Genomic DNA, 24,306 nt, shown 5'->3' with positions numbered 1-24,306 from the left:
AAAAGCAGCCGTTTCGCACAACCACACGACCGCCTGAATACGACCGAAGAGTCGGGGGGAGCACACCATGTCCACGCATGTCGATCTGTCCAACATGGACCGGAACCTGGCGCTCGAAGCCGTCCGCGTCACCGAGGCGGCGGCCCTGTCGGCCTCGCTGCTGATGGGCCGGGGCGACGAGAAGCTCGCCGACCAGGCCGCCGTGGACGCGATGCGTCAGGCCTTGAACACGCTCTACATCGACGGCACCGTGGTGATCGGCGAGGGCGAGCGCGACGAGGCCCCGATGCTCTACATCGGCGAGAAGGTCGGCGCCGGCATCGGCCGCGGTCCCAAGGTGGACATCGCGCTCGATCCGCTGGAAGGCACCACCATCTGCGCCACCGGCGGCCCGAACTCGCTGGCCGTCATCGCCATGGCCGAGGAGGGCGGCTTCCTGAACGCCCCCGACGTCTACATGGACAAGATCGCCGTCGGCGCCGGCCTGCCGGAGAATCTCGTCGACCTCGACGAGACCCCGGCGACCAACCTCAAGGCCCTGGCCAAGGCCAAGGGCACCGAGATCGCCGAGCTGCTGGTCTGCATCCTGAACCGTCCGCGCCACGCCGAGCTGATCGCCCGCGTCCGCGAGGCCGGCGCCCGCATCATGCTGATCAACGACGGCGACGTCTCGGGCGTCATCGCCACCAGCCAGGCCGGCACCGGCGTCGACATGTATGTCGGCTCCGGCGGCGCGCCGGAGGGCGTGCTGGCGGCCGCCGCGCTGCGCTGCATCGGCGGCCAGTTCCAGGGCCGTCTGCTGTTCCGCAACGACGACGAGAAGGCCCGCGCCGCCAAGTGGGGCGTGACCGATCTCAACAAGAAGTACAGCCTGAACGAGCTGGCGCGCGGCAACGTCATGTTCGCCGCCACCGGCGTCACCGACGGCGCCATGCTGAAGGGCGTCCGCCGCTTCCCCGGCGGCGCCTACACCCACTCGGTGATCATGCGCTCCAAGTCGGGCACCGTGCGCTACATCGAGGCGCACCACAACCTGCACCGCAAGCCGGGCGTGAACTGACCCTCCGGCGGTCTCCGCCGGGGCGTCGAGCCCACCGGAACAGGGGCGCGCGGCGACAGCCGCGCGCCCCTTTTTCATGCCCGCTTTCCGGCTTGGTAAGCGCCGCGTTGATTTGCCCACGAATGTTCTATCGAATTTCCGCAGGGCTGGAGCCTGAAGCATGCAAAGGCCCGCTCATTGATTTCGCACCCGCAGCATGCAAATATTCACCTGTAACGAGGCACCGCGTACAGGAGACCATCATGAGCTATTCTTCGCTTCCTTCATCGCATGGCGAATTGTTCGGCGCTGAAACAAATCGTTCCTCGCTCTTTCAGCGGGTTGTTCATTGGGTCAAGGAACGCGCTGATCTTTACCGCGCCGAATATGAGCTGAACCATATGAGCGACATGGAACTGGCCGACGTCGGCCTGACCCGTGGCGACATCCACAACGCCGTTCGCCATGGCCGTATCGCCTGATGACCGGCCGTGACCGCACCGACATCCGGCCCGGAGGCGCCTGCGCCCCGGCCGGATGACCAGCGGTCCCGCGATTGGCCCACTTGTTCAAGCGGGCACCCGAAAGCCCCGGCGGTCGACCGCCGGGGCTTTCGCGTTTTGGTGGTCCCATTGTTTTGCGGGCGGATATTCCGTGATGTTCGGCGACGCCTGTCCAACCGGCACAGACCCGGTTCAAAGGCTTGCACCGGCATGCGGCGTTATGGTTAAAGAACATTAATATTAACGGTGGTTCCGTTTAAGGATTGAAACGGACCGCCGCTGTCATGACCGACGGCCAAGCCGGAGGCCGGCACCGTCGCGAAGGTTTCCACCGCATGAGCCTGCTCCATCGATTGCTGCTGCTCGTCTTTCTCGCGCTGATCCCGGCGGCGGTGATCGAGATCGACAACGAGCTGCAACTCCGCGCCTCGCGCGAGGATGAGGCGCGCCAGACCGTCCTGCGTCTGGCCCATCTCTTCGCCGCCGAGCAGGAGCGGATGATGGCGGGGGTGCGCCAGCTCCTGGTCGCCATCGCCCACACCCCGGTCGTCCGCGACGGCGCTCCGCGCGATTGCCAGGATTACCTGGAGGAGCTGCGGCCCGGCCTTCCTCCCTACCTGCGCCTCCAGATTTCCGGTCCCGAGCGTGTCGTGCGCTGCGCCACCGAGGCGTCGGCGGTCGGTCTGCCGGTGGCCGGCCGCTCCGACATCGACGGCGCCATCCGGCACGACCGCTTCAGCATCGGCGAACTGGTGCCGCCGCCGGCCGGCGAGCGCGCCACGTCGAGTTCGGTGGCACCGGGCGCGCTGCCGGTGGCGGAGCCGATCCGCGAGACGGGGGGGACCGTCATCGGGGCGGTCGGCGCCATGATCGATCTCGGCTGGCTGGCCCGCACCTTGGCCGGCCGGCCGCTGGAGCAGAATTTCGCGCTGCTGCTGTTCCACCGCGACGGCACCATCCTCGCCCGATTCCCGGAGCGTCCGGGGCTGGTCGGCCGCCATCTGCCGCCCAACGGCTATGACGCGCTGCTGAACCTGCGCGCGCCGGCGATCCTGGATCTGCGGGGTTTCGACGGCCATCCGCGCATCGTCGGCGCGGTGCCGCTCGGCGAGGGGCTGGACGGGCTGGGCGTCGCCGTCTCGGTCGACCGGCAGGCGGTGCTCGCCCCCATCGAGCGGGCGATGCTGCGCGCGCTGGGGGTGATCGGCGGGGTGATGCTGCTGACGCTGCTGGCCGCCTGGTGGAGCGCCGACCGCTTCCTGCGCCGGCCGGCCTACGCCCTGATCGCGGCGGCGCGGCGCTGGAGCGAGGGCGACCTGTCGGCCCGCACCGGCCTGGCCGACGGGCGCTCGGAGGTCGGCATGCTCGGCCGCGCCTTCGATTCGATGGCCGAGGCACTGGAACGGCAGGCCCGCGACCAGAAGGAGGCCAACGCGCTCGCCCACAAGGCGGCCTCGGTGCTGTCCAGCACGACCGACGGCGTGTTCGAGATCGACCGCGCCTGGCGCATCACCTTCATGAACGACCGCGCCCGCGATCTGGTCGGCGCCGTCGAGGATCTGACCGGGCGGCGCATGCGCGACGCCTTCGCCGATTCGATCCATTCGGTCTTCGCGATGAATTTCCGCCGGGCGCTGGCCGGCACCGAGGTGGTGTCCTTCGAGGCCTTCTACCCGCCCAAGCAGGCGTGGTACGCGGTGCGCGCCTTTCCCTCGCGCAAGGGGCTGGCGGTCTTCTTCCAGGACGTCACCGACCTGCGCCGGGCCGAGGCCGCGCGGCGGCGCAGCGAGGCCCGTTTCCGCGCCGTGTTCGAGCTGGCCGCCGTCGGCATCGAGCGGCTCGACCGCGACGGCCGCTACCTCGACGTCAACGCGACGCTCTGCTCGATCCTCGGCTGCAAGCGCGAGGAACTACTGGAGCTGACCGACGCCGCCGTCACCGATCCGGCCGACCGGGCAAGGGAGGAGGTGCTGCTGACCCACCTGACCAGCGGCGTCATCCCCAGCTACGCCATCGAGAAGCGCTATCTCCGCCCCAGCGGGGAGCCGGTGTGGGTGCGGGTGACCTCCTCGCTGTCGCCCAACGCCGACGGCGAGGAGCCCGACCGCATCTCCATCGTCGAGGACATTTCCGAGCGCAAGGTGATCGAGGCCGAGCTGCACGCCGCCAAGGAGGAGGCCGAGCGGGCCAACCTCGGCAAGTCGAAGTTCCTGGCGGCGGCCAGCCATGACCTGCGCCAGCCGCTGCAATCGCTGTTCTTCTTCTCCGCCGCGCTGGCCCGCCACATCGCCGACGACCGGGCGCGCGAGCTGCTGCACCGGATGGACCAGGGACTCGACGCGCTGAAGGGGTTGCTGGACAGCCTGCTCGACGTGTCGCGGCTCGATTCCGGGGTGATCGTGCCGGAGCTGGAGAGTTTCCCATCGTCGGAGATCATGGACGTCATCGACGCCGCCTACGCACCGCTCGCCGCCGAGAAGGCGCTGGGCTGGCGGGTCGAGGGCTGCGGCGAGCGCGCGGTGCGCAGCGACCGCACCCTGCTGACCCGGCTGGTGCGCAATCTGGTGGACAACGCGCTGCGCTACACCCAGGCCGGCATGATCCGGGTCCGCTGCCGGGTCGAGGGCGACCGTCTCGCCATCGAGGTGCAGGACACCGGCATCGGCATCCCCGACGAGCATCTGGAGCGCATCTTCGAGGAGTTCCACCAGGTCGGCAACCCGGAGCGCGACCGCACCCAGGGGCTCGGGCTCGGGCTCGCCATCGTGCGGCGGCTGTCGCACCTGCTCGACCATCCGGTGGAGGTGCGCTCGGTGCATGGCCGGGGTTCCGCCTTCCGCGTGCTGGTGCCGCTGGCCGAACCGAAGCCGGCGGTCGCCGAGACGCCGGTCGCGGCGCCGGACGGGCGGGGGCGGCTGGCGGTGCTGGTCGATGACGACGCGGTGGTGCTGCTCGGCCTGCGGACGGTGCTGACGGAGTGGGGCTACCGGGTGTTGGCCGCCGACAGCGCCGATCAGGCGATGGAACGGCTGGCGGCGCAGAACGAGCGGCCCGACATCCTCATCGCCGATTACCGTCTGCGCGAGGGGCGGGTGGGGACCGAGGTGGTGCGCCGGGTGCGCGAGCGCTACGGCGCCGACCTGCCGGCGGTGATCCTGACCGGGGAGACCGGGGCGGACGCCCTGCTCGACGCCGCCGCCCATCAGGTGCCGGTGATCCACAAGCCGGTGACGCCGCGCCAGCTCTGGGCCGAGGTCGAGCGCCTGTTCGATGCGGGGGACGGCGCGCGCGACTCCGCACGGCCGATGGCGGCACGGGCTTAGGGAGAGAGGCCCGGCGGCACGGACCTTCGGCGCGTCAGATCAGCGCGCCCTGCCGCGCCTCCTCGTCCCGCTCCACTGCCGCGTCGGCCTTGGCCTCGGTTTCGCCGGCCAGGGCGGTCCGCCCGGCGTCGGTCAGGCGGCAGACCAGCCAGTCGGGCTTCAGCGGGTTGTCGAACCAGCGCTCGGCCCAGCCGGCCTTCAGGCAGGCGTCCACCGTCGGCTTCTTGACGCGCTGGCCGCGCTCGTCGAACAGCGGCAGCTTGCCGCCGGGCTGGGCGAGCCCCCGCCGGAGCCACGCCGCCTGGACGTCGCTGGGGCTGCGGTGGGAACCGGAACGGCGCGGCACGGCCATGATCGCCTCGAAACCTTGTGAGGATGGATGGGCAGGGGTCGTGCCACCGGGGGGCCTGTGGCAAAGTCGGGGCATCCTACGCGAAACGGGTAGGGACAGGGAAGGGAGCCGCCACACCATGGAGTTCGTTCTCGCCTACGTCACCGCCGGCTCCCGGGAGGAGGCGCTGCGCATCGGCCGCGCCCTGGTCGGGGAGCGCCTGGCCGCCTGCGCCAACGTGCTGGACGGCATGACCTCGGTCTACCGCTGGAACGGCGCCATCGAGGAGGCCGCCGAGGCGGTGCTGATCGCCAAGACCCGCGCCGAGCTGTTCGAGGCCTTGGCCGAGCGGGTGCGCGCCCTGCACAGCTACGACACGCCTTGCGTCGTCGAGGTGAGGCTGGGGCGCGGAAACCCGGCCTTCCTGGCGTGGCTGGGCCAGGAGACGGCCTGACGGGGACGCTGGAGCCATGGGCCGCATGTCGGCCATGATTGCCGCGCATTGGACCGGGACCACCGGCGCGTGCGAGCTTTTCCCACGAATAGTTTGCCGATAGAACACTTCCATCCTCGGAGAGATCAATGAGCAACCCATCCCCGAGGCCGTCCATGGACGCCTCCTCTCGGCTGTCCGTCGGCTTCGCCTGGGTGGGCCATTCGCTGATGCACATCGTCGCGGCGCTGTACCTGACCGTGGTGCTGGCGCTGGAGACCGAGTGGAACCTCTCCTACGACGAGTTGATCCGGCTGTGGACGCTGGGCGCCTTCCTGATCGGGGTCGGGGCGCCGCTCGCCGGCTGGCTGGGCGACCGCTGGAGTTCCGCCGGAATGATGGCGGTCTTCTTCCTGATGACCGGCGCCGGCTCGATCGCCTGCGGCCTGTCGGACGGGCCGACCATGCTGCTGTGGTCGCTGGCCCTGCTCGGGCTGGGGGCGTCGATCTACCACCCGGTCGGCATGGCCTGGATCACCTCCAACGCCGAGAATCGCGGCAAGGCGATGGGCTGGCTCGGCCTGTTCGGCACCTTCGGCGTCGCCACCGCGGCGCTGGTCGCCGGCGGCCTGACCCAGGCCTTCGGTTGGCGCGCCGCCTTCCTGGTGCCGGGGGCGGTCTGCGTCGCTTTCGGCGTGGCGCTGGCCGCGCTGATGGCGCTGGGCGTCGTCAAGGACCGCCACGCCGACGTGAAGCCGCAGCCCAAGCCGTCGCGCGGCGACGTGGTGCGAGCCTTCTTCGTGCTGTCGCTGACGATGGTCTGCGCCGGGCTGATCTTCAACGCCATGCAGGTCGTGCTGCCCAAGCTGTTCGAGGCGCGGCTCGGCCACTGGCTGGGCGGCGGCACGCTGGGCGTCGGCGGGCTGGTGACGCTGGTCTATCTGGTGGCGGCGCTGCCCCAGATGGTCGGCGGCGTGCTGGCCGACCGCCATTCGCTGAAATGGGTCTACACCCTGTGCCTGCTGGTGCAGATCCCGATGATGGCGGCGGTGGCGGTGCTGGCCGACCTGCCGCTGGTCGCCGCCGCCGCGCTGACGGTGATCGCCTCGCAGACCCAGATTCCGGCCGAGAACATGCTGCTGGCCCGCTACACGCCGGACAAGCACCGTGGGCTGGCCTTCGGCGCGAAGTACATCCTGTCCTTCGGCGCCGGCCCGCTGGCGGTGCAGCTCGTCGCCTATGTCTATGAATGGACGGGCGAGTTCACCATGCTCTACCTGACGCTGTCGCTGCTGGCGGCGCTTGCCTTCGCCGCCGCCCTGCTGCTGCCCGACGATCGCAAGGAGAAGGCCGCCGTCCCGGCCCCGTTGCCGGCGGCGGAGTGACGCCGGTTCCTCATTCGGCCGGCGTCATCAGCGGGGACGGCGCGCGCGCCGGGCCGCCCGACCGGAAGACGAGAACGGCGAAGAGGCCGAAGGCCGCCAGCACCACCAGCGAGGCGAGCGCCGCCACCGGCTCGAACGCCGGATAACCGAGATGCAGGCCCGCCACCGCGACCACCAGCGCCACCGTCCCCAGCGACCACAGCCCGACCTGGGCGAGCGCCAGCCGCTTCGTCTCCAGCGCGGGGTGGAGGCGGTAATAGATCCCGAACAGGAACAGCGAGACCCAGCCCATCAGGTTGATGTGGGCGTGGACGGGCATCAGCGTGTGGTCGTGCGAGGCGGCCATGCCGATGCCCATGCCGAGTCCGGCGATGGCGAACAGGCAGGCGGTCCTGAAGCTGGCGGACGACGCGGTGATGGACGATGCGGTGATGGACGGCGCGGTCATGGGAAGCCCCTCTCTCCGGTCCGGATCCCCCGATCCGGCAGGACAACAGGCTATTCCCGATAATTCCGGAAAGCGAAGCCGGAATCCGACTTAGACGGTCGGTTATATGGGCGGTCCGAAAGACCCGGATGGCGAGGCGGCACCACCGTCGCGCGATGGTGCCGCCCCAGTTCCCCGGTCGGGTATCCCGGCCGATTACCCGAGCGTCTTGGTCAGCGCCTGGTCGAGGTCGGCGATGATGTCCTCGACGCTCTCCAGCCCGATCGACAGGCGGATGACGTCCGGACCGGCGCCGGCCGTCGCCTGCCCCTCGGCCGAGAGCTGGCGGTGGGTGGTGGAGGAGGGGTGGATGATCAGCGACCGGCTGTCGCCGATGTTGGCGAGGTGGCTGAACAGCTCGACGCTCTCGACCAGCTTGACGCCGGCCTCATAGCCGCCCTTGACGCCGAAGGTCAGCACGGCCCCGGCCCCCTTGGGCAGGTACTTCTTGGCCAGCGCGTGGTACTTGGAGGAGGGCAGCCCGGCGTAGCTGACCCAGCCGACCGCCGGATGGTCCTCCAGGAATTCCGCGACCTTGCGGGCGTTCTCGACGTGGCGCTGCATGCGCAGCGGCAGCGTCTCGATGCCGTTCAGGGTGAGGAAGGCGTTCTGCGGCGCCTGGCTCGGGCCGAGGTCGCGCAGGCCGACGGCGTGGCCGTGGATGGTGAAGGCGAGATGCCCGAAGGTCTCGTGGAAGCGCAGGCCGTGATAGCCGGCGTCCGGCTCGCTGAGCGCCGGGTACTTGCCCGACTTCGACCAGTCGAAGGTCCCGCTGTCGATCACCACGCCGCCGACGGCGGTGCCGTTGCCCGACAGGAACTTGGTGGTCGAATGGACGACCAGGGTGGCGCCCCACTGGATCGGGTTGATCAGGTAGGGGGTGGCCAGCGTGTTGTCGACGATCAGCGGGATGCCGGCCTCGTCGGCGATCCTGGCGATCGCCTCGATGTCGGTGACGACGCCGCCCGGGTTGGCGAGGCTCTCGACGAAGACCGCCTTGGTCTTCTCGGTGATCGCGGCGCGGACGTTGTCGGGGTTGTCGGTGTCGACGAAGGTCGGCTGCCAGCCGAAGGCGCGCGGGAAGCTGGTGCCGATCTGGTTGATCGAACCGCCATAGAGCTTCTGCGAGGCGACGACCCCGTCGCCCGGCGCCATCAGCGGGAACAGCGCCAGCAGCTGCGCCGCGTGGCCCGACGCGGTGGCGGTCGCCCCGGCCCCGCCCTCCAGGTTGGCCAGCCGCTCCTCCAGCACCGCCACCGTCGGGTTGGTCAGGCGGGAGTAGATGAAGCCGACCTTCTGGAGGTTGAACAGCGAGGCGGCGTCGTCGACATCCTCGAAGACGAAGCTGGTGGTCTGGTAGATCGGCGTCTGCCGGGCGCCCGTCGCCGGGTCGGGTGCCGCGCCCGCGTGGATGGCGCGGGTCTCGAAGCCGAAGCTCTTGCGTTCGCTCATGGCGGTTTCCTCAGATCAGTTTCTTGAAGGATTTCTTCAGCGGCTGCTTCTTCGTCACCAGCACGCCGGAATTCACGCCGATGCGGCCGATCTCCCCGTACAGGCGCTGGATCTCCATCTTCGGGCAGCGGTTCATCACCACGGTCAGGCCGGCGGCCTCGGCGCGCGCGGCGGCCTCGTCGTTGACGACGCCAAGCTGCATCCACACCACCTTGGCCCCGGCGGCGATGGCCTCGTCGGTGACGCCCCCGGCGGCGGTGGAGTTGCGGAAGATGTCGACCATGTCCGGCGGCTCCGGCAGATCGGCGAGGCTGCCGTGGACGGGCAGGCCAAGGATGCTCTGGCCGGCCATCTTCGGGTTGATCGGGATGACGCGGTAGCCGGCGTCGCGCAGGTACTTCGTCACGAAGTAGCTGGCCTTCACCGGGTCGGCGCTGGCCCCGACGATGGCGATGCTCTTCACCCGGTCCAGCACGCCGCGCAGGAAGGCGTCGGAGTAATGGCCGTGGTCGCCCGTGGTTCCGCTCATCGGCCCGCTCATCGGCCGCACCACACCGGCTCGCGCTTGCCGATGAAGGCGTCGATGCCCTCGGCGGCGTCCTCGGCCATCATGTTCTCGGTCATCACCTTGGCGGCGTGGGCGTAGGCGGCCTCGACGTCGAGGTCGATCTGGCGGTAGAAGGCCTCCTTGCCGACGGCGAGCGTCAGCGGCGACTTCGACGCGATCTTGCCGGCGACGGCGGCCACCACCTCGTCGAGCTGGTGGGCGGGCACGGCCTGGTTGACCAGCCCGATGCGCTCGGCCTCGTCGGCGTCGATCAGGTCGCCCAGCAGCAGCATCTCCATCGCCGCCTTGCGGCCGACCGCGCGGGTCAGCGCCACCATCGGGGTCGAGCAGAACAGCCCGATGTTCACCCCCGGCGTCGCGAAGCGGGCGGTGTCGGCGCAATAGGCGAGGTCGCAGGTGGCGACGAGCTGGCAGCCGGCGGCCGTCGCGATGCCGGCGACCTTGGCGATCACCGGCTGGCGGACGCGGTTGACCGTCAGCATCAGCTTGGCGCACTGGGCGAACAGCGCCTCGTAGGAGTCGCGCGTCGGCGTCGCCCGCATCTCCTTCAGGTCGTGTCCGGCGCAGAAGGCCGGCCCGGCCCCGGTCAGGATCACGGCGCGGACGGAACGGTCGTCGTGGATCGCCTCCAGCGCGTCCTGGAGCGCCGCCATCAGCCCGACCGAGAGCGCGTTGCGTGCCTTCGGCCGGTTCAGCGTCAGCGTGGCGACCCCCTCGCGGTCGTCGCGCAGCACCAGAGGCGCGCCGGCGTCGTGGGGTGTGGAAATCGCGCTCATGCTGGGCATCCTCCCGTATTGATTGGCTCTATTGATTGGTTTTGCGGCCCGGCAGCTTAACGCGCCGCTCCTGCCGGCGAATACGGGAACCTGCGGGAGGCAGCCATGAGACGCCAGGAGATGGTGGATTTCAACGGGAAAATCCGTCCTTGGAAGAGAGAAGACTATTTTGGGAATAGTCTTCTTCCGGCTTTTTCCAATCTGCAATTTCGGTGGAGTTGCCGCCGGATTGGGCACATCATTGGGGTGGGACGGCCCACCGATCCGCACCAGGAGGGCGTTGTGCAAGGGAGACGGGGGTGGTGCATCCCGAAACCATCGATTGGCGCGCGGTGTTCGCCGCCAGCCCCGCCCCGGCCTGCGTCGTCGGCGCTGGCGGTGTCATTCTGGCCGCCAATCCGGCGTTCGCCGCCCTGGCCGGTGCCGAGGCCGCCATGCTGTCCGGCCAGCCCCTGGACGCGTGGCTGACCCTGGACGGCAGCCGTTGGGCCGTCGGAGCCCCGGAGCCTCCCATGGGCGGTCCGGCGGAGGAGCGGCGCGGCGTCGCCTTTCTCGCGGCGGGGGAGGGGCGGGCGATCCCCTACAGCCTGACCGCGCTGCCGGCCGGCGGCGGCCTTTTGTCGCTGAGCGACGCCGCCGACGAGCATTGCTTCATCTGCAAGGTCTTCTCCAGCCGCGACAAGTTCCGCACCGCCATCGACGACCAGTCGGAGGTGATCGTCCGCGTCGCCCCCGACCTGTCGGTGACGCTGGTGAACCGCGAGTTCGCCGCCCTGTTCGGGGTGCCGCCGCGCGCCCTGATCGGTCGCGGGCTGCACGATCTGATGCCTCCGGATTCGGCGACGGCGACGGCGGCGCTGGCCGCCCGCGCCACCCCCGACGAGCCGGCCTCGGCCGCCGAGGAATCCTGGCCCTGCCGCGACGGGCGTGAGCGCTGGTTCAGCTGGCGCCGCTACGCGGTGTTCGACGGCGCCGGGCGGCTGACCGCGGTGCAGGCGGTCGGCCGCGACACCACCCGCCGCCGGCTGGCCGAGCAGGAGCGGCGGCGGCTGGAGGCGATGATCGCGCGCAGCCCGGTGATCGGACTCGGCTGGCGCAGCGGCGGGCGGATGGCGATCGACCATGCGACCGAGAACATCTCCCGGCTGGGGCTCGACCGCCGGGCCTTGCTGGACAGCGGCGCCGGGCTGCTCGACCTCGTCCACCCCGAGGATGCGGCGGCCCTGCGCGGCTGGGCCGCCGCCTGCCCGCCGGCGCAAGCCGGCGACGCCGCGCCGTTCCCGTCGCTGAGCTTCCGCCTGCCGGGCGCGGGGGGCGAGCGCTGGCTGACGCTGAACGGCTGGTGCGCCGGCCCCGGCCGGATGGAGGGCGTGCTGCTCGACATCACCGAACGGCGCGACGCGGCGCTGGCGCTGCGCGAGCGCGAGCGGCGCTTCCAGGCCATCATCAACAGCGCCGCGGATTTCGTCGGGCTCCTGACCCCCGACGGCGTTCTGATCGAGGCCAACGAAGCGGCCCTCCGCTTCATCCAGGCCGACGCCACGGCGGTCTGCGGCCGGCCTTTCTGGGAAACCCCCTGGTGGATCGGCTGCCCCGAGCAGCCGCTGCTGCGCGAGGGCATCGTCCGGGCGGCGTCCGGCGATAGCCTGCGGTTCGAAACCACCCACGCCAGCCCGGACGGCGTGGTCATCCATCTCGATTGCAGCCTGCGCCCGATGCGCGACGCGGCGGACGCCATCGCCTTCCTGGTCGTCGAGGGGCGGGAGATCACCCGCTTCAAGATGACGGAGGCGGAGCTGGTCGCCGCCCGCCGGCTCGCCGAGGCCGCGAACCGCTCCAAGACCCAGTTCCTGGCGGTGATGAGCCACGAGCTGCGCACCCCGCTGAACGCCGTCCTGGGCTATTCGGAGGTGATGCAGCGCGGCCTGTTCGGGCCGGTCGGCAACGAGCGCTACGCCGGCTATGTGGACGCCATCCACAGCGCGGGCCGGCATCTTCTCGACATCATCGACGACATCCTGGAGATCTCGCGGATCGAGCTGGGCGTCGTCGATCTGGTGGAGGAGATCGTCACGGTTGCCGATCTGCTCGACCGTTCCGTCCGGCTGCTGGCGACCCGCGCGGCCGAGGCCGGGGTCGCGCTGACGCTGGAGGCGGCGCCCGGCCTGCCGCCGCTGCGCTGCGACGCGCGGCGGGTGGTGCAGATCCTGGTGAATCTCGGCGTCAACGCGATCAAGTTCACCCCGCCGGGCGGCTGCGTCCGGCTGGAGGCCCGTCCCGCCAGTGCGGCGGAGGAGGCGGAAGGCGGCCTGCTCCTTGCCGTCCGGGACACCGGAAGCGGCATCGCGGCGTCGGACCTTCAGAAGGTGTGGGAGCCGTTCGGGCAGGCCGGCAACGCCCATGTCAGCGGGGCCGGCGGCGTCGGGCTGGGGCTCGCCATCACCAAGGCGCTTGTCGAGGCCCATGGCGGCACCGCGTGGCTGGACAGCGCGCCCGGCCACGGCACCACCGTCACCCTGCGCTTCCCGGCGGAGCGCTGCGCGGCGGGGTAGGGGGGCCGAACCCGCCGGCCCGCTCCGGTCCCAGGGGGGGCGCCATCCGCGAACGGCCGCCGGGCGCGGGCTCCCCGTCCTCCGGTTCCGGCGGCATGCCGGACGCTGGAAGCCGGTTCAGCTCCGCGACCAGGGCGGCGACGCCCTGGACGACCGCACCCTCGTCGCCGGACCGGCAGGCCTCGCACAGGGCGCGGGCGGCGTTGACGATGGCGGAATAGCCGAGCATCCCGGCCGCACCGATCAGCCGGTGCGCGGTTCCGCACAGGGCGTCGCGGTCGGCGCGGGCGAAGATCAGTTCCGTGCGGGCGGCGGCGGCGCGCCTGAGGAAGGCATCTTGCAAGGCCATTAGGTGTTTTTCGCCGATCGCCGAGGCCATGGCCTCCCGCATCGCCGATTCCGGCACGGGCACGGGCACGGGCACGGGCGGGGGCGGTGCGGTGGGAGCCGGCGTGTCCGCTGGTCCGGCCGGACGGGCGCGGCGCAGCGCCTCGTCCACCGCCGCTAGCAGGTCGTTGGGAAAGAAGGGCTTGGCCACATGCCCGTCCATGCCGGCCTCGCGGCAGGCGGCGACGGTGTCGTGGAAGGCGTCGGCGGTCAAAGCCAGGATCGGCACGCGGCCCGCCGGCCCGTCGAGCGCCCGGATGGCGCGGGTCGCCCCGGCGCCGTCGAGGACCGGCAGATGGAGATCCATCAGCACGAGATCGACGGGAGCCCGGCGCACCGCCTCGACCGCCTCCGCGCCGTCCCCGGCGGCCGTCACGTCGCAGCCGGCCCGTTCCAGGACCGTCCGGGCCAGGATCTGGTTGATCCGGTTGTCCTCCACCAGCAGGATTCGGGCGCCCGCCAGCCCGCGCGCCGGTTCGGCCGCCGCCGCGTCCGCCGCCGGGGCGGAAGCCAGCGGCAGCGACACCTCGAACCAGAAGGAGCTGCCCCGGCCCTCGATGCTGTCGACGCCGATGCGGCCGCCCATCAGCTCGACCAGCGACTTGCAGATGGCCAGCCCCAGGCCGGTGCCGCCATACTCCCGCGTGGTCGAGGAGTTCGCCTGGCTGAAGCGCTGGAACAGCCGGTCGCAGCGGTCGGCCGGGATGCCGATGCCGGTGTCCTGCACGGCGACCCGCAGCAGCGAGCGCCCCTCCCCCTCCGGGACCTGGCCGACGAACAGCCGGATTTCGCCATGCTCGGTGAACTTGACGGCGTTGTTCAGCAGGTTGCCGATCACCTGTTGCAGGCGGGTCGGGTCGCCGCGCAGCCAGCGCGGCATGTCGGGCGCCACCTCGACCCGGATCGACAGGGCCTTGATCGCCGCCATCGGTTTGACCAGCGCGATGCATTGCCGGAGCATGCGGCGGACGTCGAAGTCGATGATCTCCAGCTCCACGCGGCCGGCCTCGATCTTCGAGTAATCCAGGATGTCGTTGATGATCGACATCAGCGTCTGGCCGGTGGCGCGCTGGAAGGTCACCCATTCTCTCTGCTGGTCGTCGAGGGGCGATTTGGCGAGCAGATCCGAGAAGCCGAGGATGCCGGTCAACGGGGTGCGCAGCTCGTGGCTCATCATGGCGAGGAAGGCGGACATCTCGTCGCTCTGCCGGTGGGCGTCGTCGAGGTCGGTGGACAGCGCCCGGGTCTGGCTCTCCAGCCGGCCGACCCGGTTCCAGACGGCGGACAGGGCCAGCGCGATGGCCGCCAGCAGCGCCAGCCCGCCGCCGGCGACCAGCAACAGGCGGACCGGCCGGTAGCTCCGCTCGGCCACGCTGTCCGGGATGGACATGGCCAGATACCAGCCGGTTCCCGGAATCGGAACGACGGCGCCATAGGCCGGGGCGCCGCTCTTCATCGTGGTGCGCCCCAGCTCGGTGCGTCCGTTCTGGATCGCCGCGATGGTGGAGGGGGTCGGGGAGGCGCCGACGAACGCCTCGCCCTGCTCGCTGCGGGCGAGAATGGTCATGTTGCCGTCGATCAGCGCCGCGATCCAGCCCTTGGCGGCGACGTTCCGGCTCAGCAGTTCGTCGAAGGTCTGGTGGGTGATGATTTCCGACAGCACGTAGCGGACCTGGCCCTGCCGCAGCACCGGGACGCGCAGGGCGATCTTCCCGTTCACCAGATTGCCGATGACCGGCTGCCTGGTCGTCCAGACCGCGCTCAGGCTCTCCGGATCCAGCAGGGAGGGGCGCGGCTGGTCCGGCGTGAGCCGGAGGTTGAAGATCTGGCGGCGCTCGTCGTTCAGGATGATGTTGGAGACGGTCGGCCGCATGCGGCGGGCAAGCTCGGCCTCGGCGCGGAAGTCGTCGAGATTGTCGGAGTCCAGCGTCTTGGAAATGGCGACGCCCGACAGATAGGCGATCTCCTGGGACAGGGTTCTCTGCACGGATTGGGACAGCGCCTCCATCTCGCCCTGAAGCTGCTCGCGAAGCATTGACCGATGCATCTGCGAAACAATCACCAAGAGCAACGCTGCAAAAATTACCAATGGCAGCAATGCCGCCACGATCCACTGCCGCCGCATACACAGAGCCTCCCGACGATGCGGAAAGAGTACCTCAGCGCTGAACTGGGATATAAGCATGAAATTGGCGCGAGTTTCGTCGCCTCGCCATAAAGTGGCGCGGCATCGCTGTTTTTTCTGATTGGATATACTGAATCGCAAATCCTGATGTTGAAACGCAACGTCAGGTTCCTGGAAATATTTTCTCTTTCAAGAGAAGCAATCGTTCCGGCAAGGGCTTCGCGAAACGGAAGCCGGCATCGTCACCACCGGACGCCTTGCGGGCGCGGGATGCGGCGGGGATGGCGGGAGGATTCTCTTGGCGGGATCATCCGCCGTTGGGCGGGGCCGCCGTCATCCAGGGCGTGCCGGCCGCCGCGCGGATTTCCTCGCTGCGCTCCAACGCCGCCTTGAAGCCGGCCAGCGGAAAACGGACCTCGGCCTTGGCGCCGGACGGCGACTGGCCGACCACCGACACCTCCTGGGCGGCGGACAGGCGGTCCACCAGCTTGCGGTTGGTGTCCGGATCGGCGACGGCGCAGGTGTTGGTCTCGAAGGGGAAGGGCTTGCAGGGAAATTCGGGGCGGAACAGCCCCCGGTCCACCCAGACGCGCACCGGCCTGCCAAGCTCAAGCGCCTCGGCCTCGACGCGGAAGCGCAGGCCGTCCAACCAGCGCTCGGTCGAGCGCAGCCAGACCAGCCGGGCGGTCCGGTCGTTGATCCCGCGCGCCGACAGTTCGCATTCGACGCGGCGGGTGGCGGTCCAGGTCCGGCAATAGAGCTTCCAGCCCTTGACGCTTTCCTCATGCTCCAGGAAGGCGCGGCCGTCCGGCGGGGAGGGCAGGAGGGCGGGCGGGGGCTCGGCGGCCCGACCCGACGGGGCGAGGCCCGCCGCCGCCAGCGCCACCAGCCCCAGAAGCGTTCCGCGCCACCACCGTGCCGTTCCCGTCATCGCCCCCGGCTCCGTTTCCGTTCCGCAAACCCCGGCAGGTTATGGAATTTTCCCGAACGGGGCAATCCGATGGGGCGGCCGGAGTCCCCTCCGGGCCGCGCCTCTCCGCGCGCTTCAATCGCGCTTTTCGGCGGCCCTTCAATCGCGCCTTTCGGCGGCTTTTCAATCGCGCCTTTCGGCGCGGCGGCGCAACAGGTGGTCGGCCAGCACGCAGGCCATCATCGCCTCGCCGACCGGGACGGCGCGGATGCCGACGCAGGGGTCGTGGCGGCCCTTGGTCAGGATGTCCGTTTCCTGCCCGTGGACGTCCACCGTCTGGCGCGGCGTCAGGATCGAACTGGTCGGCTTCACCGCGAAGCGCACCACCACGTCCTGCCCCGTGGAAATCCCGCCCAGGATGCCGCCGGCATTGTTGGACCGGAAGACCGGCTTGCCGTCGGGACCCATGCGCATCTCGTCGGCGTTCGTCTCGCCGGTCAGCTCGGCCGCCTCGAAGCCGTTGCCGATCTCGACGCCCTTCACCGCGTTGATCGTCATCATCGCGCGGGCGAGGTCGCTGTCGAGCTTGTCGTAGAGCGGGTCGCCCAGGCCGACCGGCACGCCGGACGCCACCAGCTCCACCACCGCGCCGACCGACGAGCCGCTCTTGCGGATGCCGTCGAGATACTCGGCCCATTGCGCCGCCGCCACCGGGTCGGGGCAGAAGAAGGGGTTGTTGTCGGTCTCCGCCCAGTCCCAGCGGCTGCGGTCGACCTTGTGCGGGCCGATCTGCACCAGCGCGCCGCGCACGGTGATGCCGGTTCCCAGCACCTTGCGCGCCACGGCACCCGCCGCGACCCGGCAGGCGGTCTCGCGCGCCGAGGAACGGCCGCCGCCGCGATAGTCGCGGATGCCGTATTTTTCCCAATAGGTGAAGTCGGCGTGGCCTGGGCGGAACTTGCCGGCGATCTCGCTGTAGTCCTTGGAACGCTGGTCGGTGTTCTCGATCATCAGCGAGATCGGCGTGCCGGTGGTCCTGCCCTCGAAGACGCCGGACAGGATCCTGACCTGATCGGGTTCCTGGCGCTGGGTGGTGTAGCGCGACTGGCCGGGGCGGCGCTTGTCCATCCAGGGCTGGATGTCGGCCTCGCTCAAATCGAGGAGCGACGGGCAGCCGTCCACCACCACGCCGATGGCCGGGCCGTGGCTCTCGCCCCAGGTGGTGAAGCGGAAAAGCGTGCCGAAGCTGTTGCCGGCCATGTTTGGATCCTCCCCGAAACGAACGCCGCGTTTTGCGGCCTTTCGCGCGCGCCGTCAAGGAAGCGATGCGCCGTCGGGGAAGGGAGAAGGAAGGAGGGGGATGGTGCTGCCAGAGAGGATTGAACTCTCGACCTCTCCCTTACCAAGGGAGTGCTCTACCACTGAGCTACGGCAGCGCCGGGCGATGCGCATCGCCTTCGAAGGCCGGGGGAATGGTGCTGCCAGAGAGGATTGAACTCTCGACCTCTCCCTTACCAAGGGAGTGCTCTACCACTGAGCTACGGCAGCCCCGAGAACCGGATCATCCGAAGATGCACTCGCGAGGGGCGTCCAGGCTGTCCGCCCCCTGAGGTGGCGCGGGTTATGCCACAGCCCTCGGGGGGATGCAAGCGCGGAAACCCGCTCGCGTCCCGCTTTTTTTCAGGCCCGCGTCAAGCCCCCGTCAAGCCTGGGTCCCGGTGGGGGGAAGCACCGCCTCGGCGCGGAAATCCGGCACGATGTTGCCGAGGATGGTCAGCACCCGCTCGCCGTCGCCGGCCTTCGCCGCCGCCTCCAGCTCGCCCAGCGCGCGGTTGACCAGCGCGTAGTCGATCAGCCGGGGCGAGGCCAGGAACACCCCATCGGCCTCGGTGCGCGACGGCGCCTCGGCGGCGGTCAGGATCTCCTCGAACAGCTTCTCGCCGGGGCGCAGGCCGGTGTAGGCGATCTCGATGTCGATTCCGGGCCGGTAGCCGGCCAGCCGGATCATCTGGCGGGCGAGGTCGGCGATCTTCACCGGCTCGCCCATGTCGAGCACCAGCACCTTGCCACGGTCCTCGCCGCGCGCCACCCCGTGGGCCGAGGCCTGGAGCACCAGTTCCACCGCCTCGCGCACGGTCATGAAATAGCGGCGCATGTCGGGGTGCGTGACGGTCAGCGGCCCGCCCTTGGCGAGCTGCCGGGTGAACAGCGGCACCACCGAGCCGGACGAGCCCAGCACGTTGCCGAAGCGCACGGTCATGTAGCGGGTGGCGTGGTCCGCCCCGTCGCGCGGCGGCAGCACGTCGAGCGCCTGGCAGTAGGTTTCGGCGAAGCGCTTGGCGGCGCCCATGATGCTGGTCGGGCGGATCGCCTTGTCCGTGGAGATCAGCACCATGGCGAGGCAGCCGGCCGCCCGCGCCGCGTCGGCGACGTTGCGGGTGCCGACGACGTTGGTCAGCGCGCCCTCGCACGGGTTGGCCTCGACCAGCGGCACATGCTTCAGCGCGGCGGCGTGGAAGACCATCGCCGGGCGTTCCTCCTGGAACAGCCGCATGACGCGGTCGCGGTCGCGCACGTCGGCGATGACGGCGCGGGTGTCGAGGGCGGGGAAGCGCTCCCGCACCTCCATCTCGATGCTGTAGAGGTTGAACTCGCCGGCATCGACCAGGATCAGCCGCTCCGGCGCCAGCGCGGCGATCTGGCGCACCAGCTCGCTGCCGATGGTGCCGCCGGCCCCGGTCACCACGACGCGCCGGCCGCCGACCAGCCCGGCGATGGCGCCGCGGTCGAGCACCGCCTGCGGGCGGCCCAGCAGATCCTCCAGCGCGATCGGGCGGACCTCGATGCTCTTGCCCTCGCCGAGCGCCGACTTGAACTCGGTCAGGCTGGGCAGGCGCGACAGGATCAGGCCGAGCGCCTCGGCCTGGTCGAGCAGGCCGCGCAGCAGGGCACCGGGAATTTCGTTGGATCCCTTGGCGATGATCAGCCGCTGCGGGCGGTCGCCCTTGCGGTCGAGGCTCTCGACGACGCGGGCGAGGTCGTCGGGGCCGCCCAGCACCTTGACGCCGCGCACGGCGTGGCCGACGCGGCGGCCCTTCTCGTCGAGGATGCCGACGACGCGGTAGGCGGCCTGCCCCGACTGGTCGAGCGAGCGGATGAACAGCTCCGCCGCGTCGCCGACGCCGAGCAGCAGCACGGGGATGCGCGGCACCCCAGGGGCCTCCTCGCCGAAGCTGAGGCGGCGGTCCTTGAACAGGCGGTAGGCGAAGCGCGGGCCGCCGAGCAGCACGATCTGCACCAGCCAGAGGATCGGCGGCAGCGAGCGGGGCAGGGATTCCAGCCGGGTCAGCAGGAACATCGCCAGCACGAAGCACAGCACCGCCACCGTGACGGCGCGGATCACCTGCACCAGATCGGGCACGGAGGCGTAGCGCCAGATGCCGCGGTACAGCCCGAACAGAACGAAGACCACGGCCGAGATGCCGACCAGCATCGGCAGCGCGGTGGCCAGCGCGTCGGCGTAGTACGGGAAGGCGAAGCCGCCGACCCGCAGATAGAGTGCGACCGCCAGCGCCACGCCGGTCATGGTCAGGTCGTGAAGAAAGACGAGAAACGCCCGCGTGGACGGGATGCGCATGCCGCTTGCCCTGCTGTCGTTCGGCCGTGGCCGGGGCTTCTGCCCGGTCAGCCGCGTGAAGCTTTGAACCATTCCGCCGTGGCGCGCAACCCGGACGCGGGGTCGTGGGGCGGACGCCAGCCGAGCCCGTCGCGGATGGCGCGGTCGTCGATTGTCAGCGATCCGGCGATGCGGTCGTACACCGCCTGGCGGCCGGCCAGCCGGGCGCCAAGCGCCAGCAATCCGGTGGGAAGCGGCACCAGCCGGGCCGGCCGGCCGAGCGCCGTGCCGATCGCCCGCACCAGCTCCGCCGTGGAGAGCGGCTGTCCGTCATGCACCAGAAAATGGCCGCCGGAGGCCCGCGGGTGGGTCAGGCAGAGCGCCGTCGCGTCGGCGAGGTTGCCGACGAAGACCAGGCTGCGCCGGTTGTCGAGCCCGCCCAACGGCAGTGGCAGGCCGGACGCCACGAGTTTCAGGAGGCTGCGGAAATTGCCGGCGACGCCGGGGCCGTAGACCAGCGGCGGGCGGATCACCGCGACCTCCAGGCCGCTGTCGGCGGCGATTCCGGCCAGCGCTCGCTCGGCCTCCAGCTTGGAGACGCCGTAAGGGGAGTGCGGGTCGGCGGGTGTGGCCTCGTCGAGCGGCCGGGGCTGGCTCTCGTCGACCAGCGCCTTGACGCTGCTGAGATAGACGAAGCGCCGGACGCCGGACGCCGCCGCCTGCTCGGCCAGCCGCCGGGTTCCGTCCGTGTTCACCGCGCGGAAGGCGGCGAGCGGGTCGGCGGCGGTGTCCTTCATGACATGGACGCGGGCGGCCAGATGCGCCACCGCGTCGATGCCGTCGAGCGCGCGGCTCCAGTCGGTGTTCGGGCCGATGTCGCCGACGGCCACCGTCTCGGCGGCGTCGGGGACCACGGTGCCGGCCTTGCGGACGGCGGCGCGCACATGATGGCCGCGTTCGGCCAGAAGCGGCACCAGCGCGCGGCCGACGAAGCCGTTGGCCCCTGTGACGAGGACGCGCATCACGCGGCGACCCGTGCCGGGCGGGCCAGCGTGGCCAGCAGCAGAATCACCGCCACGGCGCCCGGAAGCACCACCATCCAGCCCAGCGTCAGCGAGGCCGCGGCAAGCGCGACCAGCACGCCGTTCAGGACCAGCACCAGCCGGACGACCTGCGCGTGGTTGCGTCCCCGCTGGGTGGCCTTCTGGTAGAAATGCTCGCGGTGGGCCTGCCAGACCTTCTTGCCCTCGGCCAGCCGGCGCAGCAGGGTGACGGTGGCGTCGGTCAGGAAATAGGCGGGGATCAGCAGGGCCGCCGGCCAGAATCCGGCCGCCGCCGCGCCCAGCAGCAGCCAGCCCAGCGCGAAGCCCAGCGGCACGCTGCCGACGTCGCCCATGAACAGCTTGGCCGGGTGCCAGTTCCACATCAGGAACCCCAGCGCCGCCCCCGCCGCCGCCAGCCCGTAAAGGCCCAGCGCCGGGGTGAGCGCCGCCGGGCCGGCCAGCGCCGCGACCAGCGCCAGCCCGCCGCCGATGGTCGCGGCCTCGCCGCCGGCCAGCCCGTCGATGCCGTCCATGAAGTTGAACAGATTGACGAACCACAGCCAGCCGACGGCGGCGACCAGCCGGTCGGCCCAGGCGGGCAGCAATCCCTGGAAGACCAGCCCGTCTCCCGGCAGCGCGGCGAGTCCGCCGGCGACGGCGGCGATCTGGATCAGGAAGCGCGGCGCCGGGCCGAGGCCGCGCCGGTCGTCCATCCAGGACACCGCCATCAGCGCCGCGATCCCGGCCAGGACCGGCAGGGCGCGCGGAAGGTCGCCGGTGGCGGCCCCGACCGCCACCCAGGCCGGAAGCAGGGTCAGCATGACTCCCCAACCGCCGCCGCGTGGCGTCGGGATGGAGTGGCTCGACCGGTCGTTCGGGTGGTCGAGGATCGCCTTGCGCCGCAGATAGGCGAGAACCCGGCCGGTCAGTGCCCAGGACAGCAGCCAGGACAGCCCCAGCACGGCGAATGCGGCGATCGGACTCATGGTCATGACGCTCCCGACGCTTCCGCCGGCACGGTGGAGGGGGCGGCGCGGTCCAGCAGGCCGCGATACAGCTCGACGGTCTTCGCGCCGACATGCTCGGCGGACATGTCGGACTCGACCAGACGGCGGCTCGCCTCGCCGAAGCGGGCGCGCAGGCCGGGATCCCGCGCCAGGCGCTCGATGGCCTCCGCCAGCGCCGCCGGGTCGCTCTCCGGCACCAGCAGGGCGTTGACGTCCGCCTGGGCGACCTCCCGGCAGCCCGGCACGTCGGTCGCGACGATGGCCCGGCCGCAGGCGGCGGCCTCCAGCAGGCTTTTCGGCAACCCCTCGCCGCCGCGCGAGGCCAGCACGGCGACGTGGCAGCGGGCCCACAGCTTGCGGACATCCTCCACCTGTCCCAGCAGGGTCACGCCCGGCAGGGCGGCCCAGCGGTCCAGCAGGGATTGCGGGATGGAGGTCGGGCTGGCCGGGTCGGGCTGGCCGGCCAGCAGAAGCTCGACGTCCAGCCCCCTGGCGCGCAGCCGCCCGTGAGCCTCCACCAGTTCGGCAATGCCCTTGTTGGCGAGCAGGCGGGCGGCGCAGCCGATCACCAGCGGTGGGGCCGGCGGGGCGGGAAGCGCCTGATAATGGCCGGTGTCGATCCCCGACCCCCGGATGATGCGGACCTGCGCGCCGTCGATCAGGCCGTGCCGCTCCAGCGTCCTGCGGTCGTCCGGATTTTGCAGGAGAAGGACGCTGTTCCGCCGGTTCAGCAGCCGGCGCAGCAGCGGGTGCACGGCCAGCGCCACCAGGCGCGGCTTCAGCTTTCCGGCATGGGTGAAGACCGTTCCCAGTCCGGCCAGCGCGTTGACCACCGCCGGCACGCCCGCCGCCAACGCCGCCAGCCCGCCGAGCAGCACCGGCTTCATGGCGACGTGGTGAACGACGTCGGGCCTTTCCCGCCGGTACAGCGCGGCGATCTCGCGGACGGCGGCCAGGGCGCCCAGCGGGTTGACGCTGCGCCGCCGCCAGGACAGCGGCAGCACCCGGAACCCTTCCGCCGCGATGCGCTCCCCATGCCGGTCCACCCGCGTGGCGACCGTCACGTCGAAGCCGGCGTCGCGCGCGGCGCGCGCCATGGGCAGGCGGTGGGACCAGAAATACCAGTCCTCCGTCACGAGATAGAGCAGCTTCGGGCGGGGCCGCCCGGCCGTAGGCGCAGTGGTGGGCACGGTCATGATCGGGTCGGGCAATCTCGGGATGGTCCTTGCACCACGCTCGTCGACGCGAAGACCAGGAGACACCGTGTGGTTCCTTGAAATCGTCATGCGCGCATGCCGGAACGCGGCGAAGGTTTATATCATGCCGCCCGCTCTGACAACGGATCGCGGGCCGATCGCGGGCGGCCGGCCCTCGGGCCGTCGCCGGTCCGGTCAGCCCGGCGCATCGAAGGTCAGGGTGACGGCGTCGGCGGAGCGCTCGGCGGGGCCGTGATACACCGCCTCGATGTTGTTGCCGTCGGGGTCGAGCAGGAAGGCGGCGAAGTAGCCGGGATGATAGGCCCGCTCGCCCGGACCGCCGTTGTCCCGGCCCCCGGCGGCGAGTCCCGCCTCGTGGAAGCGGCGGACCGCCTCGTGGTCCCGCGCCTGGAACGCCAGATGGACGTGGCTCGCCTGTTCGCCGGCGTCGATCCACAGCTCGTCCGCCCACAGGTACGAGTCGGCCTCGACAACCGGGATCTCCAACGTTGCCAGCACCGCCTTGTAGAACCGCTTGGTCGCCGGGAGATCCGTGGCGCGCAGATGGATATGGTCGATCAGGCGTCCGCGCTTCAGCTCCATGGTCTTTCCTCCGCAGGATGCATCCTGTGCGACAACAGCATGGACCGTGCCGGATTGCGATCCTCCATTCGTCGGTTGTCGACTTGCGCCGATTGCATGGTCATGATCCGGTCCCGCGGGTCCAAGGGGAGGCCGGTGCGGGGATGGAGGAACGGGAATGTCGAAGGCCGGGATGATCGCTGCTGTCATCGTCGCTGTCCTGGGGGGCTGCGCGGCAACGGCGTCCTCCGCCCATGCGGAGTCGAAGAACCTGTCGATCACCTACACGAACTGCATGGACAACGCCGGCGGCGTCACGGCCGAGATGCACGGCTGCATCGGGGCGGAGCACGAGAAGCAGGACAAGCGGCTGAACGCCGCCTACAAGGCCGCCATGAAGACCGTCGAGGGCAAGCGGGCGCAGGACCTCAAGGAGGTCCAGCGCGCCTGGCTGAAGTTCCGGGATCTCAACTGCGGTTTCGCGGGCGGCGGCGAGGGGACCATCGCCGGCATTCTCGGCGCCTCCTGCATCCTGAACATGACGGCGGAGCGGGCGGACGAGCTTCAGGCGATCGCCGAAGGGCAGTAGGC

20 protein-coding genes and 2 tRNA genes are annotated in these 24,306 nt (G+C 70.6%); 7 read left to right on the top strand and 15 right to left on the bottom strand.

What is annotated here, in order from left to right; all coding sequences use genetic code 11:
• Positions 1-94 precede the first annotated feature (94 nt).
• From glpX to J2847_RS23440, 3 genes are all read left to right on the top strand, one after another.
• The gene (gene glpX / locus J2847_RS23450; protein WP_085557293.1) at positions 95-1,060 is read left to right on the top strand and encodes a class II fructose-bisphosphatase; all 966 of its coding nucleotides are present in this window, start codon (positions 95-97) and stop codon (positions 1,058-1,060) included.
• A gap of 242 nt (positions 1,061-1,302) precedes the next feature.
• Positions 1,303-1,521, top strand: a complete 219-nt coding sequence (locus J2847_RS23445; RefSeq protein ID WP_209781217.1) for a DUF1127 domain-containing protein — start codon at positions 1,303-1,305, stop codon at positions 1,519-1,521.
• A 356-nt stretch (positions 1,522-1,877) separates the two neighbouring features.
• The gene (locus tag J2847_RS23440; RefSeq protein WP_209781216.1) at positions 1,878-4,865 is read left to right on the top strand and encodes an ATP-binding protein; all 2,988 of its coding nucleotides are present in this window, start codon (positions 1,878-1,880) and stop codon (positions 4,863-4,865) included.
• Between the two features lie 34 nt (positions 4,866-4,899).
• Here the strand turns inward: J2847_RS23440 and J2847_RS23435 are convergent, their stop codons facing one another.
• Positions 4,900-5,217, bottom strand: a complete 318-nt coding sequence (locus tag J2847_RS23435; protein WP_085556006.1) for a hypothetical protein — start codon at positions 5,215-5,217, stop codon at positions 4,900-4,902.
• A gap of 118 nt (positions 5,218-5,335) precedes the next feature.
• On the opposite strand from J2847_RS23435, the gene cutA reads away from it, so the two are divergent.
• The gene (cutA, locus tag J2847_RS23430) at positions 5,336-5,650 is read left to right on the top strand and encodes a divalent-cation tolerance protein CutA (protein WP_209781215.1); all 315 of its coding nucleotides are present in this window, start codon (positions 5,336-5,338) and stop codon (positions 5,648-5,650) included.
• A 155-nt stretch (positions 5,651-5,805) separates the two neighbouring features.
• The gene (locus tag J2847_RS23425) at positions 5,806-7,014 is read left to right on the top strand and encodes an MFS transporter (protein ID WP_233474733.1); all 1,209 of its coding nucleotides are present in this window, start codon (positions 5,806-5,808) and stop codon (positions 7,012-7,014) included.
• A gap of 10 nt (positions 7,015-7,024) precedes the next feature.
• On the opposite strand, the gene J2847_RS23420 is transcribed toward J2847_RS23425, so the two are convergent.
• The 4 genes from J2847_RS23420 to J2847_RS23405 all read right to left on the bottom strand — a co-directional run bounded on the left by J2847_RS23420 (position 7,025) and on the right by J2847_RS23405 (position 10,297).
• The gene (locus J2847_RS23420; protein ID WP_209781213.1) at positions 7,025-7,462 is read right to left on the bottom strand and encodes a hypothetical protein; all 438 of its coding nucleotides are present in this window, start codon (positions 7,460-7,462) and stop codon (positions 7,025-7,027) included.
• Positions 7,463-7,657: 195 nt separating this feature from the next.
• On the bottom strand, positions 7,658-8,953 hold the full coding sequence (locus J2847_RS23415; protein WP_209781212.1) for an O-acetylhomoserine aminocarboxypropyltransferase: 1,296 nt from the start codon (positions 8,951-8,953) through the stop codon (positions 7,658-7,660).
• A gap of 10 nt (positions 8,954-8,963) precedes the next feature.
• Entirely contained in the window at positions 8,964-9,482 is a 519-nt protein-coding gene (locus J2847_RS23410) for a CoA-binding protein (protein WP_209781211.1), read from the bottom strand.
• Between the two features lie 8 nt (positions 9,483-9,490).
• Complete coding sequence (locus J2847_RS23405) at positions 9,491-10,297, bottom strand: enoyl-CoA hydratase (protein ID WP_209781210.1); 807 nt, start codon at positions 10,295-10,297, stop codon at positions 9,491-9,493.
• 299 nt (positions 10,298-10,596) lie between these two features.
• Here J2847_RS23405 and J2847_RS23400 point away from each other — a divergent pair, with 299 nt between their 5' ends.
• A complete protein-coding gene (locus J2847_RS23400) occupies positions 10,597-12,849 on the top strand; it encodes a sensor histidine kinase (RefSeq protein ID WP_209781209.1) in 2,253 nt (750 codons plus the stop codon).
• Here J2847_RS23400 and J2847_RS23395 read toward each other — a convergent pair.
• From J2847_RS23395 to J2847_RS23350, 10 genes are all read right to left on the bottom strand, one after another.
• On the bottom strand, positions 12,809-15,283 hold the full coding sequence (locus J2847_RS23395) for an ATP-binding protein (RefSeq protein ID WP_209781208.1): 2,475 nt from the start codon (positions 15,281-15,283) through the stop codon (positions 12,809-12,811). The genes J2847_RS23400 and J2847_RS23395 overlap by 41 nt on opposite strands.
• A gap of 385 nt (positions 15,284-15,668) precedes the next feature.
• Entirely contained in the window at positions 15,669-16,292 is a 624-nt protein-coding gene (locus J2847_RS23390; protein WP_209781207.1) for an invasion associated locus B family protein, read from the bottom strand.
• A gap of 162 nt (positions 16,293-16,454) precedes the next feature.
• Complete coding sequence (aroC, locus tag J2847_RS23385; protein WP_209781206.1) at positions 16,455-17,531, bottom strand: chorismate synthase; 1,077 nt, start codon at positions 17,529-17,531, stop codon at positions 16,455-16,457.
• Between the two features lie 101 nt (positions 17,532-17,632).
• A tRNA-Thr gene (locus tag J2847_RS23380) sits at positions 17,633-17,707 on the bottom strand.
• Between the two features lie 37 nt (positions 17,708-17,744).
• Positions 17,745-17,819: transfer RNA gene (locus J2847_RS23375), tRNA-Thr, on the bottom strand.
• Positions 17,820-17,973: 154 nt separating this feature from the next.
• Positions 17,974-19,908, bottom strand: coding sequence for a polysaccharide biosynthesis protein (locus tag J2847_RS23370; protein WP_209781205.1), 1,935 nt, complete (start codon positions 19,906-19,908; stop codon positions 17,974-17,976).
• Positions 19,909-19,955: 47 nt separating this feature from the next.
• Positions 19,956-20,909 (bottom strand): UDP-glucose 4-epimerase family protein, encoded by a 954-nt coding sequence (locus J2847_RS23365; RefSeq protein WP_209781204.1) that lies wholly within the window; start codon positions 20,907-20,909, stop codon positions 19,956-19,958.
• Positions 20,909-21,922 carry an MraY family glycosyltransferase gene (locus tag J2847_RS23360; RefSeq protein ID WP_233474732.1) on the bottom strand — a complete coding sequence of 338 codons (1,014 nt, stop codon included), beginning with the start codon at positions 21,920-21,922 and terminating at the stop codon, positions 20,909-20,911. The genes J2847_RS23365 and J2847_RS23360 overlap by 1 nt, the downstream gene beginning before the upstream one ends.
• Complete coding sequence (locus J2847_RS23355) at positions 21,919-23,133, bottom strand: glycosyltransferase family 4 protein (RefSeq protein ID WP_211114825.1); 1,215 nt, start codon at positions 23,131-23,133, stop codon at positions 21,919-21,921. The genes J2847_RS23360 and J2847_RS23355 overlap by 4 nt, the downstream gene beginning before the upstream one ends.
• 195 nt (positions 23,134-23,328) lie before the next feature.
• Positions 23,329-23,736, bottom strand: a complete 408-nt coding sequence (locus J2847_RS23350; protein ID WP_209781203.1) for a VOC family protein — start codon at positions 23,734-23,736, stop codon at positions 23,329-23,331.
• Positions 23,737-23,893: 157 nt separating this feature from the next.
• On the opposite strand from J2847_RS23350, the gene J2847_RS23345 reads away from it, so the two are divergent.
• Positions 23,894-24,304, top strand: coding sequence for a lysozyme inhibitor LprI family protein (locus J2847_RS23345; RefSeq protein ID WP_209781202.1), 411 nt, complete (start codon positions 23,894-23,896; stop codon positions 24,302-24,304).
• The last annotated feature ends 2 nt before the right edge of the window (positions 24,305-24,306 follow it).

It is taken from the genome of Azospirillum agricola, from assembly GCF_017876095.1.
Lineage (GTDB): Bacteria > Pseudomonadota > Alphaproteobacteria > Azospirillales > Azospirillaceae > Azospirillum > Azospirillum agricola.
Note: the sequence above shows the minus strand (reverse complement) of the source record. Positions and strands in the feature narration are given on the sequence as shown.